The organism is Streptomyces gossypii (genome assembly GCF_025165795.1).
Classification (GTDB): Bacteria; Actinomycetota; Actinomycetes; order Streptomycetales; family Streptomycetaceae; genus Streptomyces; species Streptomyces gossypii.
In genome coordinates this window covers 305638-324426 of the sequence record NZ_JAJAGO010000003.1, presented here as the reverse complement: position 1 = coordinate 324426, position 18789 = coordinate 305638, and the positions used below count along the sequence as shown (strand labels likewise).

The window sequence follows — 18789 nt, the reverse complement described above, 5'->3', positions numbered from 1 at the left end:
GAAGGAGTGACCAGTCAAGTGATGTTCGATGGTCACGTGAAGACGCTGCTCGACGCAGCGGTCTCACTCGTGAACGTGCTGACCGACGGGTTTCGGCAAGGCCGTCCCTACACCGCGCCCCGCGGCGATCAGCTGCCCCAGGCAATCCACGACGCGCTGCCGCTCGCAGCCGCCCGCACGGGTGTCGAGCCGGGACACGCGACCTATCTCGCGCACACCGCCCAGCAGTTGAGGGCGGTGTTCGACGCCGTCGACAACGGCCGCACCGACCAGGCAGCGGAAGTCGTGAACGTCCTGCTGCGCACCACCGGCGCCCGACCTCAACTCGACCGCGTCGACGACGAGCCCTGGCAAGTCCACTTCCACGGCACCCACGACACCCTCGCCGTGGGCTGGAGCGCCGGATGCGCCACCGCACTCGCCCTGGCCATCGGCAGCGACCTCGCCGGACGCCTCGGCGTCTGCACAGCACCGCAATGCGACCGCGTCTACGTCGACAACTCCCGCAACGCCGTCCGCCACTTCTGCTCCGACGCCTGCCGCAGCCGAGTCAAAGCCGCAGCCTTCCGCGCACGCAACAGCTCAAAAAACTGATCCACGCTCGGCCGCTCAGCTCACTGGGAGGCTGCCAGCCTCCGAACCTCCTCCGCGCAGCCCCAGGAGAGCGTGATCCCGGCACCGCCGTGGCCGTAGTTGTGAAGCACCACCGCCCCGTCGCCCCTGCTCTCGGCATCAACCCGTACCGTGCTGCGCGTGGGCCTGGCGCCGATGCGGTGTTCGAGGACGCGGGCCTGGGCGAGGCGGGGTTCGATCTCGGAGCAGCGGGCCAGGATGCCGGCCGCCGCCTTGTCGTCAGCCGCCAGTTCTCCCTCGCCGTCCACCGCCGTGCCTCCCAGGACGACGGTGTCCCCGTGCGGATAGATGCACAGCAGGTCCGATGACGGGCCGGTGTCCTCGGAGAAGAACTCGGTCAGGCCGGGGTTGGTGACCACGACGTGTTGCCCCCGGATCGGCCGCAGCGCAGGATCCGGCACCAGGGTGCGGGACCCGAGGCCCGTGCAGTTGACGATGACGGCAGCGGGGCCCGCGTCGTCGAGCCCGTCGAGCCTGCGCTGCTCGACGGTCCCGCCGGCCGCGCGAAGCCGCCGGAGGAGGTAGTCGAGATAGACCGGCATGTCGATCAGCGGCACGGTGAACCGGTAGCCGGTAGTGAACCCGGCCGGGAGTTCGGCCGCCTCGCACGGCCGGAAGCCCGGCAGCGTGGTGGCCCACTCCGGGGGTGCCTCGGCCACGCGAGATGCCTCGATACCGCTGGTCAGCCGGACACCGGTTGCCGGGGCCTCGGCCAGTGCGCGGAAGATCTCCAGCGAGTGCCGCCCCCACTGATCGACTTTGTCTTTCGGCTCGACCAAGTACGAGCCCCACATCGCGCCGGCGGCCAGCGACGTGACCCCGGGCACCTGCTCGGCGATCACGTGAACGAGTGCTCCGGCCTCGGCGAGCACGACCGCGGTGGTCAGTCCCGCTGCACCGGCCCCTACGACAACAACGCGCTCCTCTGCGGTCATGCTCTCGACCCTAACGGCCGGATCAGGCAGTCGGCGAGTGAAGGGCGAGCGCATCCTCCAGGGAGGGAAGAAAGCTGCGCACGAAGGGATTGCGCTGGCGGCGTCGCAGATCCCCCGCGAGCTGGCGGAGCAGCGCGGCGCTTCTGGGCGAGCGGACAACGCCGAGGCGGTCCGTCGCGATCTGTCCGATCTCGCACGCGGTCTCCAGCTCGCCGCGGGCACTGTGGCCGAGGGCCAGCCACGCGCCCTCGAACATGGCCCGCCGCTGGCTGGGGTCGCCGCACGGAACCTCGTACGCCCCGGTTCGCAGCATCGCTGTGCCCTGGGCGAGGCTGCGCCGGCCCTTCACGGTGTTCCCCTCCCGCTGCTGCGCGCGCCCCATGCGGACAAGGGAGTACCCGGCTTGGCAGTTCAGGTGGTTGTCGGTGAGGAAGTACATCCAGCGTGGCTCCTCCCGCCCGGCGTCGCGGCTCCCGATCAGTTCCCGCGCGGCGCCGCTCGTGTGGGCGAAGTCGTTGTCCCGGCCGGCGGAGGCGTATGCGTAGGCGAGACGCGAGAGCACGGACGCCTGGACGGTGTGAGGTGCCGCATCACTGACCCGGCGAGCCGCTTCACCGAGCGCGATGGCATCGGCGGGGTGGCCCCGGCTGGCTGCCTGGAAGGAGAGATCCCCCAGGATGTGAGAGCACAGCGCGAAGTCGTTGACCTGGTGCGCCGCCCGCAGGGCGGTAGCGAAGTAGCGCTGGGCCAGCCCGTGGTCGGCTGAGTCGAAGGCCATCCAGCCGGCGAGCTGTCCGATCTCGGCGAGCGCCCGGATCAGCCTGGTTGCCGCGGCGGAGGAGTGGCCGCCCTCGTGAATCAGCAGCCCCACGGCCCGGAACTGCGCGCCCACATAGGGAAGATGACGTGCGCCGCCATGTTCGTCATCGAGCAACTGGAGCATAGGCAGGTGATGCTCGACCTGGTCCACCAGCGGGTTGGCCCCGTACGTCTCCGAGATCCGGGGAGCGTACTGGCCACGGCCGGCGGTTCCGTCAAGATACTGCGCGACCACCTTGATCAGCCCCGCTCCCGAGATCGCCAGGAAGCGTCTGCGGTCGACGAGTCCTCCGCTCACCCAGTCCGCCACGATTCCCTCCAGGCCCTGCGCGGTCCATGGGCGCGCGAGATCGGTGTCCGCCGGGATGAGAGCCGAGGAGTCACCCGCACGCCCCTGCCACAACTCGGCCACTGATACCCGTCTTCCCAATTCCTGGGAGAGCACGTAGGCGGCCATGACGGGCAGCGGCGAGCGCGGCAGCGAGCCGGTGTTTCTCCAGTGGTAGGGGGCCGACTCTGCCACTGTTCCAGCGCCGAAGACCCTGTTGAGCTTGCGGGCGAGCGCCTTGGGGCTCCAACCGAGTTCCCCCAGGCATGCCGCCAGCACGTCGTTCGGCTCACTTGCCCGTGTCTCCACGTGCGACCACCTCACGCCCAGCGGTTCGTCGGATTCTCGTGCTCCCCATGGTGACGCCTCGGCTCCGCCGAGTAACTGGCATTGCAGGGAAGTTGACCCAGTTGACCCGTTCATCGGGTCCTGCCGCGCCCTGCCCTCCGGTGTTCTTGGGTATCTGGGGAAGGCAGTGCCTTCGCCGCTGACGGAGAAGGGGTCGGGTCTTGAACCATCACGCGAGCGCCTCCCAAGACCGTCCGGGCAGCGTGCTGGAACGCTCCCGAGGGCGAAACGAGCCGAAGCCCGTGCGTCCGGATCCTGGTGACAGCATCACGTCCACATTGATCACCGATCTCCCCTTCGCTCCGAGGGCCGCCGAGATGGCACGCGAGGCCGTCGCGGTCGCCCTGCACGGCGGCATGGAGGCGGATCTGATCGACGACGCCCGGCTGATCGGGTCGGAGCTGACGACCAACGCGTTCACCGCCGGCAGCCCGCCCTTGGTGCTCTGTGTCGACCGGATCAAGCGCGTCGGAGATCGGTGTGAGGTCGAGATCACCGTCACCGACGGCGGTTGCCTGCGCCCCTCAGCTCCACCCGCGCCGGGATCGCTCCTGGAGGAGGCGGAGTCGGGGCGGGGCCTTGCCATCGTCGAGGCCCTGGCCGATGCCTGGTCGCTGACCGTCAGCACCCACGGCAGCCGCGCCTGGTGCCGCCTGGCCCGCTCCCTCCGCACCGGCGGCAGCACCGCCTGCTGATGTCCCCAGTCTTTCTCGGTCCCTCTCGAAGGAGGCAGTCCACGGTGCGCAGAGAACACCCGCCCGCAACGCCAGCCCGCCTGGATGCTCTCCGCGCCCCGGGCGCGTGGGGCGGTGCCGGTCAGCCGCGCGTGATCGTCGCACTCCACGAAGGCTTCTACGGGGCCAGCTCGGGGACCGGTTTCAGCAACCGCGCCTTCCTCACGGCGCTCGCCCGCCTGCTGCCCGTCGGCCGACTGGCAGTGATCACCCCGCACCTCCCCGCGTCGTCGGGAACCCGTGACCCGCGATGGACCGCCGAGGTCCAGCACATGCTCAAGCAGGCCGAAGCCGAGATCATCACGATCCCCGGCGGCCACGCGGCAGTGAACTCGGTCCACAACTGCGAGCAGTTGTGCGACCTCGTCGGCGAGGTCGCCGTGCGCATTGCCAGCCGCTCGGGCCGCTGCCTGCTGATCGGCCTCGACGTGCCCTTCCTCGGTCTCGCTCCGTACACACCCCCGGCGATGGAGCTGCTGCTCATCCCCCGCTCCACCGCCGCGTTGACACAGCCGCAGGACCGGAATCGCGTGCGCTGGGAGAGGGCGGGGCTGCGGGCGGCCACAACCCGAGGCGGACGGGTCGGTGCGATCTCCCGCCACATGCGCGGCCACCTCATCGTGAGCTGCGGCCTTCGCCGCAGCAGCGTCGTGGAGATTCCGAACGGGCTGATCCTTGAGGAGACCGGCAAACCCTCAGCCGTGCTCCCGCTCCCGTTCCCCGCCCGAGGCGGATTCCTCCTGGCTATGGGACGGCCTGTCCCGACCAAGGGCTTCGAGGACCTGCTGACGGCTCTGCACATTCTGAAAGACCAGGGCATACGCCTTCCTCACCTGCTGCTGGCGGCAGCAACCCCCGACGCGGCCGACGGCCCAACCCCCTACCAAGATCGCCTGGCCTCCGCGATGCACGAGTTCGGCCTGGACGCGACGCTCATCACCCGCTTCAGTCCCGCCATCCGCAGCTGGCTCCACAGCCCGGCCCTGCGCGCGGTCGTCGTTCCGTCCCGTGAGGAGCCCTTCGGGCGGGTGCCGCTGGAGGCGTTCGCCGCCGGGGCGGGCCCGGTGGTCGCCACATCGGCGGGCGGGCTGGCGCAGACGGTGGTCGAGGGCGAGACGGGATTCACCTCCGCACCCGGTGATGCCGCCTCTCTGGCTGTCGCCATTCGCAGGGCGGTGACCGTCATGCCTCGCCAACGTGCCCGTCTCGTACAGGCCGGAACAGCGCTCCTTCGCTCGCGTCACGACTACGAGGCCAGCATCGGCTCCGCACTCGACCGCATCGCCCCCTGGGCCCTGGCCCCGATCCCCGCCGCAGACAGCAGGGCACGATGAACCGCCCGGTGGTGCTGATCTGTCTTGAGTCCCCATACGCCTTCTGGCACCTGTCCGAGGACCACGAACGATCCCTGCGAACCGCCTTCCCCCACGTCGACTTCCGCATTGCCACCGCCTCGGCCCTCCCCCGCCACCTCCCGGACGCACAGGTGTTCTTCGGGTGGCGGTTCGAACCCCAGTGGCTGATGAGCGCACCCCACCTCAAGTGGATCTCCTCCCCGGCGGCCGGTACCGATCACCTCCCCGTGGCGGAGGCTGCGGCGGCGGGGGTGGCGCTGACCCGCTCGTACGGATTCCATGGCCGCCCCATGGCCGAACACGCCATGGGAATGGTCCTCGGCTTCTCGCGCGGCCTGTTCCTGAGCCAGCGCCGCCAGCCGAACCGAACCTGGTGGAAGGACGACCTCGCCCAGGAGTTCTTCGACCTCGCCGGCTCGACGATGACCATCGTCGGTTGCGGCAGCATCGGCGGACAGCTTGCCCGTGCTGCCCGCGCGTTCGGGATGAACGTCATCGGCGTACGGCGCACGCCCCCGCCGACTCCGGGCGACGGCATCACCTGGATCCACGCGTCGGCGGTCGACCAGGCCGTCGCCGCCGCCCATGTGGTGGTTGACCTGCTGCCCGCCACGAGTACGACGCATCAATTCTTCGACGGGGCCCTCTTCTCCGCCTTCAGGCCCGGCGCCCTCTTCCTCAACCTCGGCAGAGCGATGACCGTCGACCAGCCGGCGCTCATCAGCGCCCTTGATGCCCGGCACCTTCGCGGCGCCGCCCTGGACGTGACCGATCCGAAGCCCCTGCCCGTACGGCATCCGCTGCGGCGCCATCCCCGAGTCCTGCTGACGCCGAAGTGCGCGACGTTCTCGCGCACCTACATGGACGAGGCCGTCGCGTTCTTCGCCGACAACCTGCACCGCTACGTCACCAGCAAACCGCTGAACGGACTGGCCGACGTGCCCCTCTTCCGCTCCCTCACCGCAGGAGGCTGACCCGATGCTCAACGCCCGCCACCCTGATCTCCTCGCCGACTTCGCCGCGACCGGCCGCAACCACCCGTACCTGGCACTCACCCTGAACTCGTTGTGCAACCTGGACTGCGTCTTCTGCAAGCCCCGGTGCATGCCCGACTACGGGCACAAGGACCGTCCGTTGGCCTCGGCGGACTACGCGGCCATCGCCGCCGAGGCCGGCGCCTGGAAGATCAAGAAGGCCCACTGCTCCGGTGGTGAGCCGACCCTGCGGGCGGACATCCTCGCCGTGGTCGAAGGGCTGGCGGACGGCCTCGGGCCCGGCGCGGCGATCGGCATGACCAGCCACGGCAACCTGCGCCGCGGGCTGAGCATCGAGCAGTTCCAACGTGCCGGCCTGACCTACCTGAACATCAGCCTCCACAGCCTCGACCCTGCCCGGTCAGCCGCGATCATGGGCGGCGGGGACCCCCGCGAGGCCCGAGCCACGATCGACTCCGCACTCGCTCTCGGCCTGCGCGTAAAGATCAACTGCGTTCTCCAGCGCAGCTACCTCCAGGACGCATTCGCGGTGGCCGAGCTGGCCCGAGACCTTCCCCTGGCTGTGCGCCTGATCGAGTTGCAGAACATCGGCCCCGCACAGGCACTGTTCGACACCGAGTTCATCAGCGAGGCCGAGGTCCGCGAACGGCTCCAGCAGTGGTTCACGGGCGCGGGAGAAGTCTCCCGCACCCAGCTCGGGGTTCGCAGCCCCGGCCGCTACCTGCAGCCGGACGGCTGGGAAGGGTCGATCGGCTTCATCTCGAACTCCAGCTGCGCCACCTGCTCGGACGCCAACCGGATCAAGATCACCCCCACCGGGGTGGCCAGGCCCTGCATCCTCCACAACCGCGACATCCCCCTGAAGCCCCGCCTGGTGGACGGCACCCTCCCCGACGCCTTCGCCCACCTGTTCCAGTCCATGCTCGAACGGGACTCGAACGACGCGTGGCAGGGATTCCACTACGTCGACTACGACCTGCGCTGGGACCGGATGGACCGCCCCGAAGGCGCCCCCGTGCTTCCGCTGCTGCCCCTGCTCGACACGGGCGCGGCCGAGCCCTCGTGCACTCGCCGCCCCGCGGGGGAGAGCTGATGACCGCAGCCCCGCCCGACACGCTCCCGCCGTACGCCGCCCTTGGTGCCCGGTACGGAAGCGCGCTGGACGCTCGGGGGATCGGAGCGACCGTCCTCACACACAAGTGGCAGCCAACCGACCTGCTGGCCCCTCACTCCGACCTGGACGTACGTGTCCTGCTGCGCGATGTCCCGGAGGACTGGCAGGAGTGGAACCACCGCCTCGCCACCGCGCACCGAGGCGAGGTCAGGCGGGACGCCACACACCGCCGCCTCCTTGAGCACCCGCCCGGCTTCGCGTTCACCCTGCCGGAGGCCGAACGCCAGCTGATCTCTCCACCCGAACTCGCGACCTGGAGCCTGGTCCGCGGGAACGCCCGCGACTTCCAGCGCTGGAAGTCCCATGCCCAGATGGCGCCCTGGAGCCGCGTCGACGAGCGGTTCTACCGCGGCATCCTGCACGCACGGCTCGGCGGGCGGTACCAGCTGGCGGCCGACAGCACGGACAACGTGTCCGAGGACGTCCCGGGATACCGGCGCCACTGTGTGGCCTGGCACTACCTCGCTCCGTGCTGGTTCGCCGCCGCCGCTCTCGCCACCCGGACACGCTGCCCCGGCAAGACCGCCGCGCTCACCCAATGGCACCCGAATGGGCTGGAGCGGTATGCCGAGCTCTTCCTGCGGCACGCGCAAACCGCCGGGTCAGCCCGGAGCGCCGCCACGCCCACTGCGCGGCGCCTTCTGCGGACGGCTCACGTCGCTCTCGAAGCGGTCATGCGACGAGTCCCCGGCAAGTCCTCGGACACCGACACCGGAGAAGGCGAAGAGCGTTCCCGCGTCGCCTGGACGATGACCGCCGGGATGCTCCGGGTACGAATCGCGCGCTGGCTGTACTACCTCGATCCGCCGCCTGGTGTCGCCACCGGGTACCTGATCACGCGCGAGGCGAAAGAACTCCGTACCGCCGCGGAAGCCCTGCGGACCCTCGCGGCCGACGAGACCAGCTCCTCCCGGCGGCTGGCAGGCCGGATGGCCGAGCTGATCCCTACCGGACCCACCACCGCCGACACCCTGCGCGACGCCCTCGCTCTCTGGGACCGGCGGAGATCTGTAGTGCAGGACTTCCTCACCGCCCACGCCGAGTAGCGCACGCCCCCTGACCGAAGGAGCGACCGCCATGCCCGCCGGAGACCCCCCTCCCCGGACCCTCAAGACCGCCAAGATCAAAATCACGACGAAGTGCAATCGCTCCTGCGACTTCTGCATCTTCGCCGACGGCGCCCAGGGCGAGAACATGTCCCTGGAGATGTTCTCCACCGTCCTCGCCCGGCTGGAGGCAATCCCCTTCCAGCAGCTGCACATCAACGGCGGTGAGCCCACCGTCCACCGGGATTTTCCCGCCCTCAGCACCCAGGCCCGCACCCGGCTGCCGGACAAGGTCATGGTCTTGGGCACGAACGCCATCACCCTCGCCCGCAACCAGCGGATCATGGAAGCCACGCTCAGCTCGTACGACCAGATCCTCATCGGCTGCGACGACGAGCACGAGAACTACGCGGAGGTCCAGACCGTCGTCCCCCGCCTCCGCGCGGCAGGCAAGACCGTGGTCGTCAACAGCGTCGTGGAAGGCATAAGCGCCACCCGGCTCGTGGAGATCGCGGACCTGTGCGCCGCACACGGAGCGATCCACGTCACCAACCACGTGCACCACGTCGACGTCGGTCAGCCGGCCAACACCCTGCACGGGATCTGCTCCCGCTACCTCGACCAGCACCTGATGGTCGAGCTGGACGGATCCTGCTACCGCTGCTTCAACGCCATGGCCAAGGACGACAGCGAGTTCAGCGTCTGGGACGAGGACTTCGCCGCCAAGGTTTTCGCGCCCCGCCGCCACCACTTCCGCTTCTGCCTGAAGTGCCACGAGTACCTGGACTCCGGATCACCGATCCTCCCCGCTCCCACCGCCCTCACCGCCTGACCCGTTTCCGGAGGTGCCTGCTCATGCCCGCGGTCCTCGGACTGAACTTCCACCACGACACATCCGCCGCCCTGGTCGTCGACGGCCGTCTCTACGCCGCCGAGGAAGAACGATGGAGCGGCGTCAAGCACCATCGCTCCACGCGCAAGGGCATCCTGACCGCCCCATTCCGCTCCCTCGACTGGTGCCTGGAGTCCGCAGGAATCGGCCCGGAGGACGTGGACACGGTCTGGGCGGCCCCCATGCGCCCCAACCCCGCGGCCGGCTGGTGGCTGACGGAGGAGCGAGAGGAACTCGCGGCCCTGCTCCCTTCCCCGCTCGGCAATCGCCTCCGCCTGCTGTCCCACCACACCGCACACATCCTCTCGGCCTACCTGCTCTCCGGACACGACCACGCGGCTGGTCTCGTCATCGACGCCGGAGGCTCGCCCCTGGGCTCCGACTTCGGTCCGGGCCGCGAACGCATCACCGGCTACGACCTCCGGCTCGATCGCATCGACCGGATCCACCAAGGCATGCCCCTCGTGGTCCCCAGCGCTTTCGGACCCCGCCGTGTGCACTCCTCGCTCGGCCACTTCTACCGCAACCTCGCACGTCGGGTGATCCCACCGGGCGACGAGCCCGAAGGCAGCATGATGGCCCTCGCCGCCTTCGGCGACCCCAGGCGCTACGGCCCGCAGGTCCGCGAACTCGTCCGCCTCGGCGACGAAGGCGAGATCCGCATCGCACACCCGATGGGCTCGGCGGACAGCACCACCCCGCTGCTGATCGGCGGACGGGCCTGGACCACCGACAACGTCTCGGACAGCGCCGAAGCTGACCGTGCGGATCTGGCCGCCGCAGTCCAAGACGTGTTCGCGGACTCCGTCGTACACATCGCCCGGCACCTTCGACGACTCACCGCTGCGGACACCCTGGTGTTCTCCGGCGGATGCGCCCTGAACTCCCATCTCAACGGCAACCTGGCCGCCGACAGCGGCTTCGGCACCCTGTTCGTGGCGCCCGCACCCCACGACGCCGGCACCGCGGTGGGCGCCGCGCTGTACGGCTGGCACTACCAGCTCGGGCAGGACCGCCTCCCCGTCCCGGCCGATGCCGCCTGGGGCCCGGAGCCAGGCCACATAGCCGACACAGCCGTGCCACCCGGATACCGCGCACTTCCCGGCCTCGGGGAAGCCCTCGCACCGACGGTGGCCGCACTGCTCGCCGACCACCACGTCGTCGGCTGGGTGCAAGGCCCGCTGGAGTTCGGCCCGCGCGCCCTCGGCCACCGCTCGATCCTGGCGCACCCGGGCCACCCCGGTGTCCGCGACCGGCTCAACGCGATCAAGAGGCGAGCCGTCTACCGCCCCTTCGCTCCCGCAGTCCTCGCCGAGCGCGCCTCAGACTGGTTCGAGACAGCGGGCGACCCGTTCATGAACCGCGTCGCCCGCGTCCGGCCGAGCCGGGCCGAGCGCATAGCCGCAGTGACGCACCACGACGGCACGGCCCGAGTCCAGACCGTCACAGCCGACCACCAGGGTCTGAGAAGGCTCCTGGAAGAGTTCCACCACCGCACCGGCCTGCCGCTGCTGCTGAACACGTCCTTCAACCGCAAGGGCGCACCCATCCTGCGGACCGCCGAGCAGGCGGTGCACGCGGCAGCCGAACTCGGGCTCGACGCCCTGGCGGTCGGCGACACGGTGCTGCTCGCCGACCACGTCCCCGATCCCCGCAGACAGCTTCTGCCGGACACGCGTAAGGGGTGGCGCAGATGACCACGAACGACCTGGAGCACGTCCTGGCGACGCTCGGCGCCACCGCGTGGAGTACGCGGGACGGATCCCGCGCACGTGTGGCCGGCGGCCTGGCCCTCACGGTCTACGCCGGCCATACCCGCGACCAGGGCACCCCCTACCTCCAGCACCCCTTGGCCGTCGTCGCCGTACTGCGGAACGAACTCGGCGTAACGGACGCCGACACGCTTCTCCTCGGTCTCCTCCACGATGCCCTGGAAGTCGCGCCCGCCTCGGAAGCCCTGATCACCAACCAACTGGGCAGCGGCTTCGCAGCACGACTCCGGGCGATGACTCCCGACCACCGGCTGGAACGGAGGCCGAAAGCGCCCGGGGACGAGGCCATCTGGCGAGCGAAGACCGCCGGTCTGCCACCCGAGGAACTCCTCGTGCGCTTCGCCGACCGCATCCACAACGTGCGGGACCTCAATGCCTCCCCCAGCCTCGAACGACGCGCAAAGTTCCTCCGCCACCTGGCCGAGTTCCATCTTCCACTCGCCAAGTCCGCCCGCCCTTTCAGCACCCACCTGGCGGCAGCGCACACGCTCCTCCAAGCCGAGTACGTCCGCCATCAACAGGAGGTACGTCCATGAGGCAGGTCGTGTACTCGATGGAACCGGTCGGCCGGACCGGCGGCAGGGCCTACCTGCGGATGCTCCACGACCTGACGGCCGAACGCGTCGAGTGGCGCACGGTGCCGGACCACAAACGCGTCTACCGGGTACGGCGCTGGCGCAAGTTACGCCACCTCGCCCGCCTCGCCCCGACCGTACGGGCCATGGACCGCACGGCCGGTTCCTTCGTCTGGGACGACCTGAGCCTGCTGCTGTTCACCCCGGACATGCGGGCCCGGACGGTATTCGTCCTGCACCACTACGAGCCGTTGCAGCACGACTCCGCTCCCTTCGAGGCCATGCTCTGGGAGCGGCTCTTCGATGTCCTCCCGCAGTGCGCCGCCGTGGTGTGCGTCGCCCCGTACTGGGCCGAATTCCTCCGCGCCAAAGGCGTTCGCAACGTGCGGGTCATCTACAACGCCTTCGACATGGCAGAGATCGAGCAGGCACGTGGCCTCGACCGGACCGAGTGCCGCGCCGAGTTCGGCCTGAACTCGGACACCCTGGCCGTGTATGCGGGGAAGGCCGTCCACTGGAAAGGCACGGAGAACGTCGCCGCTGCGTTGGCCGCCGCACGCGGAATACGGGTGATCACCAGCGGCAGCAACACGATCGGCTTCGGCGGCAGCCACTACGACCTGCCGCGCCAGCGGTACCTCCGGCTCCTGCGGGCCTGCGACGCCGGCGTCTTCGCTCCCCGGATGCAGGAGGGCTGGAGCCGCTGCGCGGCAGAAGCCGTCCTGCTCGGGCTGCCGTGCCTGATCCACCCACTGGCGGGCCTCGGCGACCTCGCCGAGCTGACGGGCCAACCCGGCCCCGACCTCGGCTGCCTCGGAGAGCAGGTGCGGGAGCATGCCGCCGCGCCGGAAGCCCACGGCAAGGCCGCGTACGAGGCCCTTGCCCAGTTCGACCTGGCCTACTTCGGCCGCGCCTGGAACGAGACGCTGGCCGAGCTGGCCTGATCCGCGGCACCTATGGCGCGGGTGGGTATGGCTACGGCTGGGCGGCCAGCTTCTGCGAGGCCGCGTCCAGCCGGGTCAGCACTCGGCCACGTCCGAGCACCTCCATGGACTCGAACAGCGGCAACCCGACCGTCCGGCCGGTAACAGCGACCCGGACGGGGGCCTGGGCCTTGCCCAGCTTCAGCCCATGCTTCTCTCCCACCGCGACCAGCACAGCCTTCACCTCGTCCGCCACCCACTCCGCGGTGGCCAACTCGGCGCGGGTGTCGCGCAGGACATCGGCAGCACCCGCCTTCATCGCCTTGTGCCACGAAGTCTCATCCCAGGCCGGTTCGTCGAGGAACAGGAAGTCGACGTAGCTCGTGATCTCCGACAGGAGCGCCAGCCGGGTCTGCGCCAGCGGCGCCACCTTCTCGAACACGCCCGCGTCGAACGTCTCCGGCTGCCACGGCGCGTACGGGGCCGCCAGCCAGGGCGCACATGCCTTGGCGAACTCCTCCGGCGCCAAGGCGCGGATGTACTCACCGTTGAACGCCGTCAGCTTCTTCACGTCGAAGAAGGCCGGCGACGTGCCGACGTCCTCGATCCGGAAGCGCCGCTCCAGCTCCTCGTACGGAAGGATCTCCTGGTCATCGCCGGGGCCCCAGCCGAGCAGCATCAAGTAGTTCACCATCGCGTCGGGCAGGAAGCCCTCGGCGAGGTAGTCCTCCAGCGCCACCTTGTCCCGGCGCTTGGAGAGCTTCTGCCGCTTCTCGTTCACGATCACCGGCAGGTGCGCCCACACGGGCGGCTCGGCGCCGAGCGCCTCCCACAGCAGCTGCTGCTTCGGCGTGTTCGACAGGTGCTCGTCGCCGCGGATGACCTGCGTGATGCGCTCGTCCAGGTCGTCGACCACGTTGGCGATCAGGAAGACCGGCGATCCGTTGCCACGGGCGATCACGAAGTCCTCGATCGCGTTGTTCGGGAACCCCGTCTCTCCGCGGACCAGGTCGACCACCACGGTCTCGCCCTCGTCCGGCGTCCGGAACCGCAGCGCCCGCCCCTCCTCGAAGGCCAGCCCCCGCTCCCGGCAGAACCCGTCGTAGCCGAGATGCTCCGACCCGGTGCGCTCCTTCAGCTGCTCACGGGTGCAGTCGCAGTAGTAGGCGCGCCCGGCCGCGTACAGCTGCTGAGCGGCCTCACTGTGCCGGGCCGCGTTCTGCGACTGGAAGTACGGCCCCTCGAAGGCCGGGTCTTCGCCGTGGATGCCGATGGCCGCCAGGGCGCTGATGATGCCGTCGATCCACTCCGGCTTGTTCCGCGCCGCGTCGGTGTCCTCGATCCGCAGGACGAACGTGCCGCCGGACTGTCGTGCCACCGCCCAGTTGTAGAGGGCGGACCGGGCGCCGCCGACATGGAACATGCCAGTCGGAGACGGGGCGAAACGAACACGAACCGGGGCAGCAGACATGCGCCCCAGCGTACCGAGACAGAACGTCCACCTGGACCAGATCCCGGCCGACCAGCCCGCAGACCTGGGTAACCTTTGCCTTCCCGATCTTGCGTGCGCGTCGGCACCGACGCAGCTTGAGAGGAAGAAAGGGGGCGAACCGGCGCAATATGTGGCACAGCCCCTGTCGCGGACCGCAGGCAGGTTTGCCTCGCCAGATGGTTCCGCATCGGGTGGCAACGCCATCCGCGCAGGTCAGTCGCTCCCGCTTGCCCGCAGGGTCGGTAAGCCACGGTCAACATGGGACGTCCAAGGACGCCGCGCTCGCCTCGGAGGCACGGCCTCGTACGACGGGTACCTCTGTGTGACCCGCGCTGCACACGCTGACGTCATCCGATTGGGCCAGCGCTTCGCCCCCTGATACCAGACGCCGACTCGAGGCATTTGTCTTTGGCCAATTCCGGGTCGGTGAGTGGGTGCCACCGCGTACGGTCTGGCACCAGTGATGTCGGTGACCGGTCGGTCACGCCTGGTTGATGCTCTGGGGTCGGACATGGTGAACGCACGGACATACCCACTGTGGCAGCAGCTCGCCATGAGTGACGCACTGCCGGATGAGGCACTGCCCACGGTGATCGAGGCGCTGTGTGCGACCTCCCGCACCTGGTATGGCGTCGACAGTCGTGGGGAGGAGTGGCGCAAGAAGACTCTCGCAGATGCGCTGCCGGTCCTGCTGAGCCGCACCGCCCACTCTGCCCTGCGCCGACAGCTTCTGGAGCAGGCCGATGGCAGACAGCTCGCCAAGCTCGCCGACCAAGGCTTGGTCAAGGCCGCCGACGATCCTGCGCACACACCGTGCCACGCCAGACCTCGTCATCAGCCTGGCTCGTCATCCCGACCAAGTCGACGCCGCGATCGACCTACTTCCCCGTCTGGATGACACTGACATCGAGGGCGTCGTCACCGGCTGGGACCTCAACCGCCATCGCCGGGGTGCCGAGCCGACCCCGCCCCTGCCTCCAGCTCTCTTCGACGCGGTCTTGGACCACGCCCTCACCCCGCTGGTCCTCCTGCTGCAGAACCCGCATCAGCACGAGGAATGGAAGATCTGCGAACGCCCCGACTGGGGCCTACCCCACGAGTTCGGCAGGAACGCCGCTTGGCGCGTTCTCAGAAGCTGCCCCGACCGGTGGCGCACCCTGGTCGAACACCCCGTGCTCGGCACGGCCGTGCAACACCTCCTGCTGGACCAGGCGGAAGTCGAGCACGGCCTCACCCGCGAGGCAGAGGATGATCTGCCTGCGAATCGTGAGGCGGAGTCGGCACTCAACGTTGACCTACTCCGAGCCTGCCTCCCCGCCCTGAGTCTGCCGGAGATGGCCGACCTGCCAAAGCCGAGCGCGACCGCTCGACACAGGCTCCACAGCATCGCCGAGCGGGTGCGCTCCAACCCCCGCCTCTCCGACATCGCAGCCGAGGAACTGCACACCGTCGCCGACGCATGCGTGCGCCGGGGCCGCCTACTGACCCCGCCTCGCAATGCGAAGGACCGCCGCCGCCAGCATGCCGTCACCTTGGCCAAGGACCTTGCCCTGCTCAGCGCCAACCCCACGCACCTGACCAAGGCATGCGCCTGCTCACCACCTTGGAACAGCCCGCTGTCGTCGCCAGCCCGCCCAGCCCTCGCCTGGCCCATTTCACCAGCGGCACCGACCTGAACAGCCCAGTCCGTCTCCTGGAGACCCACTTCCAGCACCGTCGGGCAGCCGCGCTCACGGCCCTTGCCAGCAACCCGCACACTCCTCGCACCGCGGTCACCGACACGCTCCCAGCACTGCACCCACTCGAACTCGCCTGGATCAGCCACCAGCACAATGCCGCCGACTGGCTGCACACCGCCGCAGCAGCCCTCGCCCCGGCCGACGACAACGAGGCCGTGCTGCGGCTGCTCACCGACGACGAACTCGACCGCCAGCCCGACCCTGCAGCCGTACTGCAGTCCTGGCTCGACGCACCCGAAAGCGAAGCCGTGTGGACATCCGACGAGGTATACCGCGCCATCCTCAAATCCCGCCACCACACCACCGAGCACCTACGCCAGCTGCCCGCCGACGAAGTCCTCACCCACAACGAAACCGACATCGCCGTGCCCCACCTACTCACCCGCTGCGGAACCCAAACTGAACGTTGGAACACCCTCCTCACAGCCCTCGACTACGGCCCCACAGACGACAAAATCACCTACGGGCAGCTCCTCGACACCGTCCAAGCCCCCGCAGCAGCCAGCACCGCCTGACACCGGCCGCACGCCCCAGGCCGCCCCGGCCCCTGGCACAGACCCGGCGATACACCTCCCACGTCTGTCGTGCCACGTGTGTCGCTTGCAGAAGCCGTCGGCAGGACTCACAGAGTCAGCCGAACGAAGGACATACCACGCTGTACGTTTAAGCAGCAGACGGCGGGCGGCCTGCCTCCAGCCGTGAAGGGACGGGCTTAGGGTCGACAAATGGTCAGAGGAGGACACGTGACCTCGAAGAAGAGATCGCAGAGTCCACTGCTTGAGCGCTTACTCGCGAAGGGTTTCGCGCACCTGTCGTCGGGCCCAGTAACGGTGCTGACGAGCGACACAGGCGACAGCAGGGACCTTCCCGAACCTCCCGCACCGTGGCCGGTGGTCCGGGAACCATCGGAGGAATCCCTGAGCACCAAGGCCGGCGCTCTGCTGATGTCGGGCCCCATCTTTCTCTTGCCACCATGGGTGGGTCGGCGGGACGCAACGCCAGCTAGCGCAAGCCGACGACGTCAAATCCACCCATACGCGAATACATTGCGCGCCTGTGCTCCTACGGGCAGCGACAGCGTGATGGCGGTCATGACTCCCGCGGAGCTCTGGGCTTCGGACAACCCTCTAGCGGGTGACCTCAGGCACGACCTGAGCGGACGGTGGGACACGCTCCTCCTCCTGTACAGCACCGGACTGATCAATGGGGTCCACCCCAGCTATCAGGTAGCCACCGCATTCCTGCGCGCCAAGGCTGCCCACCGGCCTCCCCTCAAGATCTTCCAGACGCCGCGTGGCAAGGACGAATCCGCCGTCGTGAAGGACTTCGAGGCTTTGCTAACGCGTGGAGGGGGACGTACCCAGTACGGATACGTCATCCGTGAGCTGCCCCCGCCGAAAGAGAGCCTAGGCTTCCAGCGCCACGACCCTGTGGTCATCAGGCAGCGCGCAGACCTGGCAAGCTTTGGCAGCATAAGCGCTTTGAGTGACTTGTCCGACACAGTTCCGCGGATCCATTTAGCAGTCCACGCAGAGCTGATCAGCGACGAAGCGGAACCCGGCACGGTCCGGCTATTGGGGGGACGTGACGTGCAGCGCGATGGCACCGTCGCGCCTCCCACCGACGGCGCCCGATGGGTTCGGGCGCAGCGCGAACACCTGCTTGCGCCTGGTGACTTAGTGATCCGCGAGATCTACGACCTCGGTGATCCGCACGGCCTAGTCGTAGCCCAGATTACCGAGCAGGACCTGCCAGCCGCCGCGTCCAACACGACGGTCGTGCTGCGGCCCAGGAACGACATCGAGCAGCAGCGCATACGGTTCGCCGTGATGTTCTTGCGGACCCCGCTGGCCCGGACGCTAGCCGGAAGGTCAGGAATTCACCTCACGGTCAGGAATCTGCTGGCACTTCCCGTACCCCAGCCCGATGAGGCCCTGGGACAAGCAGTCAACGACCTCGAAGCGGCCCGGTTGCAACTCGAAAAATGGCAGAAGGACGCGGATGCGCTGCTGGAGTCGGTGTTCACGCACCGTTCCCCGGCCCAGGCACGCTCGGAGATCATCGACCGAGGCCGCTCTCTACGGCTGCGCGTAGAGGCGGCATCGCTGCTCGACCAGTTGGGCCACACCGTGCGCACACGTTTCCCCTATCCGATCGCCTCCCGGTGGCGTGAAACCGACGCCCGGAGGAGCGCCGGTGATCTACGGGCCGCTTACGGGGCCGTACTGGACACAGCCGAGGTCTTGCTCTGTTACGTCGCCCAGGTCGCCCTCGCACTCGGACGAGTTGAGGGCATCAGCTTCGGCGCAGTGGCGGCGATCAGGGAGAAGCTCTCTGGTGGTCGCAGCGGACCCGGTTTTGGCGACTGGGTCGCGGTTCTGGATGAGGCTGCCACCAGTCGCCAGCTACGTGGTCTGCCCGCTGAACATCCGCTCCAGGACATCCGCGGCCTGCTCGCCGGCCAAGACGCCACTGACGCCCGTCAGCGCCTATACGACCGCCGCAACGACCAAGCCCACTTGCGACACGTGGACACGATCGATCTGCCGGCCGCCCTCCAGTCAGCCTTCGCGGACTTGACCACGCTGATCGAAAGGGCCCGCTTCCTCGCCGACTCACCGCTCCTGCATGTCACCGACGTGGGCTGGGACTCCTTGGAGAAGACCGCCGTAGTGCGCTACCGCGAACTTATGGGAGACCATCCGGTAGTGCCGACCCGATCCATGATCGTGCCCAGCAACGACCTGGAAAAGGGCAGCTTGTACCTGCGCGACTCTGGTCACAGGCTGCACCTGCTGCGTCCGTTCCTGATTGGGCAGGACTGTCCGACCTGCCGAGCGTGGTCCACGTTCCATGTCGATCGCGTCCCCAAGGGCACCGTGTTCCTGAAATGCCTCGAACACGGGCATGTCTTCAAGGACCCCTCACCCACCGTGCCTACAGCCCTGGCGGGTGCCGGTCTGTTGTGAAGACCAGCAGGCCGACACTGCGAGCGAACAAGACAGAGTCCCAGCCGCAATGCGTCAGTC

The 18789-nt window shown here is 68.8% G+C and carries 16 protein-coding genes; 13 read left to right on the top strand and 3 right to left on the bottom strand.

Translation table 11 applies throughout. The features are described from left to right. Positions 1-21: 21 nt before the first annotated feature. Entirely contained in the window at positions 22-594 is a 573-nt protein-coding gene (locus LHJ74_RS07930; RefSeq protein ID WP_260216865.1) for a CGNR zinc finger domain-containing protein, read from the top strand. Positions 595-614: 20 nt separating this feature from the next. Here the strand turns inward: LHJ74_RS07930 and LHJ74_RS07925 are convergent, their stop codons facing one another. Both LHJ74_RS07925 and LHJ74_RS07920 read right to left on the bottom strand, forming a co-directional pair. Continuing rightward, positions 615-1568, bottom strand: coding sequence for an FAD-dependent oxidoreductase (locus LHJ74_RS07925; protein ID WP_260216864.1), 954 nt, complete (start codon positions 1566-1568; stop codon positions 615-617). 22 nt (positions 1569-1590) lie between these two features. After that, the gene (locus tag LHJ74_RS07920; RefSeq protein WP_260216862.1) at positions 1591-3024 is read right to left on the bottom strand and encodes an NsdA family TPR-like regulatory protein; all 1434 of its coding nucleotides are present in this window, start codon (positions 3022-3024) and stop codon (positions 1591-1593) included. 317 nt (positions 3025-3341) lie between these two features. Between LHJ74_RS07920 and LHJ74_RS07915 the strand changes: the two genes are divergently transcribed. The 9 genes from LHJ74_RS07915 (at position 3342) to LHJ74_RS07875 (ending at position 12550) form a co-directional block, all read left to right on the top strand. After that, on the top strand, positions 3342-3758 hold the full coding sequence (locus tag LHJ74_RS07915; RefSeq protein WP_260216861.1) for an ATP-binding protein: 417 nt from the start codon (positions 3342-3344) through the stop codon (positions 3756-3758). Positions 3759-3889: 131 nt separating this feature from the next. Next, positions 3890-5131 carry a glycosyltransferase family 4 protein gene (locus tag LHJ74_RS07910; protein WP_260216860.1) on the top strand — a complete coding sequence of 414 codons (1242 nt, stop codon included), beginning with the start codon at positions 3890-3892 and terminating at the stop codon, positions 5129-5131. Beyond that, entirely contained in the window at positions 5128-6126 is a 999-nt protein-coding gene (locus tag LHJ74_RS07905; protein WP_260216859.1) for a D-2-hydroxyacid dehydrogenase, read from the top strand. Before LHJ74_RS07910 ends, LHJ74_RS07905 begins: the two co-directional genes overlap by 4 nt. A gap of 4 nt (positions 6127-6130) precedes the next feature. Next, positions 6131-7240 (top strand): radical SAM protein, encoded by a 1110-nt coding sequence (locus LHJ74_RS07900; protein ID WP_260216858.1) that lies wholly within the window; start codon positions 6131-6133, stop codon positions 7238-7240. Beyond that, positions 7240-8367: a hypothetical protein gene (locus tag LHJ74_RS07895; RefSeq protein WP_260216847.1), complete on the top strand. Its 1128-nt coding sequence runs from the start codon at positions 7240-7242 to the stop codon at positions 8365-8367. Before LHJ74_RS07900 ends, LHJ74_RS07895 begins: the two co-directional genes overlap by 1 nt. 31 nt (positions 8368-8398) lie before the next feature. Next, positions 8399-9199: a radical SAM protein gene (locus tag LHJ74_RS07890; RefSeq protein WP_260216846.1), complete on the top strand. Its 801-nt coding sequence runs from the start codon at positions 8399-8401 to the stop codon at positions 9197-9199. A gap of 23 nt (positions 9200-9222) precedes the next feature. Continuing rightward, positions 9223-10956: a carbamoyltransferase family protein gene (locus LHJ74_RS07885; RefSeq protein ID WP_260216845.1), complete on the top strand. Its 1734-nt coding sequence runs from the start codon at positions 9223-9225 to the stop codon at positions 10954-10956. Further along, entirely contained in the window at positions 10953-11567 is a 615-nt protein-coding gene (locus LHJ74_RS07880; RefSeq protein WP_260216843.1) for an HD domain-containing protein, read from the top strand. Before LHJ74_RS07885 ends, LHJ74_RS07880 begins: the two co-directional genes overlap by 4 nt. Further along, positions 11564-12550, top strand: coding sequence for a glycosyltransferase (locus tag LHJ74_RS07875; protein WP_260216842.1), 987 nt, complete (start codon positions 11564-11566; stop codon positions 12548-12550). Before LHJ74_RS07880 ends, LHJ74_RS07875 begins: the two co-directional genes overlap by 4 nt. Positions 12551-12581: 31 nt before the next feature. Here the strand turns inward: LHJ74_RS07875 and gltX are convergent, their stop codons facing one another. Then, entirely contained in the window at positions 12582-13952 is a 1371-nt protein-coding gene (gene gltX / locus LHJ74_RS07870) for a glutamate--tRNA ligase (protein ID WP_260217368.1), read from the bottom strand. Positions 13953-14764: 812 nt separating this feature from the next. Between gltX and LHJ74_RS07865 the strand changes: the two genes are divergently transcribed. From LHJ74_RS07865 to LHJ74_RS07855, 3 genes are all read left to right on the top strand, one after another. After that, the gene (locus LHJ74_RS07865) at positions 14765-15697 is read left to right on the top strand and encodes a hypothetical protein (RefSeq protein ID WP_260216839.1); all 933 of its coding nucleotides are present in this window, start codon (positions 14765-14767) and stop codon (positions 15695-15697) included. Next, on the top strand, positions 15625-16275 hold the full coding sequence (locus LHJ74_RS07860; RefSeq protein ID WP_260216838.1) for a hypothetical protein: 651 nt from the start codon (positions 15625-15627) through the stop codon (positions 16273-16275). The genes LHJ74_RS07865 and LHJ74_RS07860 overlap by 73 nt, the downstream gene beginning before the upstream one ends. Positions 16276-16851: 576 nt before the next feature. After that, the gene (locus tag LHJ74_RS07855; protein WP_260216837.1) at positions 16852-18729 is read left to right on the top strand and encodes a restriction endonuclease; all 1878 of its coding nucleotides are present in this window, start codon (positions 16852-16854) and stop codon (positions 18727-18729) included. Positions 18730-18789: the final 60 nt, after the last annotated feature.

Coding starts and splice junctions, on each gene's coding strand:
- gltX (WP_260217368.1), bottom strand. CDS start 13,952: ATGTTCCATGTCGGCGGCGCCCGGTCCGCCCTCTACAACTGGGCGGTG.
- LHJ74_RS07875 (WP_260216842.1), top strand. CDS start 11,564: ATGAGGCAGGTCGTGTACTCGATGGAACCGGTCGGCCGGACCGGCGGC.
- LHJ74_RS07865 (WP_260216839.1), top strand. CDS start 14,765: ATGGCAGACAGCTCGCCAAGCTCGCCGACCAAGGCTTGGTCAAGGCCG.
- LHJ74_RS07930 (WP_260216865.1), top strand. CDS start 22: ATGTTCGATGGTCACGTGAAGACGCTGCTCGACGCAGCGGTCTCACTC.
- LHJ74_RS07880 (WP_260216843.1), top strand. CDS start 10,953: ATGACCACGAACGACCTGGAGCACGTCCTGGCGACGCTCGGCGCCACC.
- LHJ74_RS07905 (WP_260216859.1), top strand. CDS start 5,128: ATGAACCGCCCGGTGGTGCTGATCTGTCTTGAGTCCCCATACGCCTTC.
- LHJ74_RS07855 (WP_260216837.1), top strand. CDS start 16,852: ATGACTCCCGCGGAGCTCTGGGCTTCGGACAACCCTCTAGCGGGTGAC.
- LHJ74_RS07890 (WP_260216846.1), top strand. CDS start 8,399: ATGCCCGCCGGAGACCCCCCTCCCCGGACCCTCAAGACCGCCAAGATC.
- LHJ74_RS07885 (WP_260216845.1), top strand. CDS start 9,223: ATGCCCGCGGTCCTCGGACTGAACTTCCACCACGACACATCCGCCGCC.
- LHJ74_RS07895 (WP_260216847.1), top strand. CDS start 7,240: ATGACCGCAGCCCCGCCCGACACGCTCCCGCCGTACGCCGCCCTTGGT.
- LHJ74_RS07900 (WP_260216858.1), top strand. CDS start 6,131: ATGCTCAACGCCCGCCACCCTGATCTCCTCGCCGACTTCGCCGCGACC.
- LHJ74_RS07925 (WP_260216864.1), bottom strand. CDS start 1,568: ATGACCGCAGAGGAGCGCGTTGTTGTCGTAGGGGCCGGTGCAGCGGGA.